This window comes from Microvirga sp. KLBC 81 (genome assembly GCF_003075415.1).
Taxonomy (GTDB): domain Bacteria; phylum Pseudomonadota; class Alphaproteobacteria; order Rhizobiales; family Beijerinckiaceae; genus Microvirga.
Window position 1 is genome coordinate 1 of the sequence record NZ_QDAH01000350.1, and the last position, 259, is coordinate 259.

At 69.5% G+C, this 259-nt stretch carries 1 protein-coding gene; it reads right to left on the reverse strand.

Annotation, left to right across the window (positions count from 1 at the left end; genetic code table 11):
• On the reverse strand, window positions 1-259 hold a 259-nt coding region (locus tag DC522_RS34145; protein WP_205769967.1), incomplete at both ends, for a hypothetical protein.

Sequence of the window (259 nt, forward strand, 5' to 3'; positions counted from 1 at the left end):
TCGCCGTGGACGGATCGCCCGCCATCTCGATCAATGAGCCGTGCTCCGGATCCCAGGCGTACAGCTGCTTCGTTCCGTTCGCGACGGCGTCGAAGTGCGCGATCTCGCGGTCGAGGCGCGCGCGTTCCGCCCGGCGATCCAGGACCTCGAGTGCGTTCGCGCGGGAGCGAGGGGCGCGCAGCGCCTCGAGAGCCTGTCGTCGTGTGCGCAACTCGCGCAGATACTCGCTCGCGCGACCACGGTTGACCGTGACGCGTTC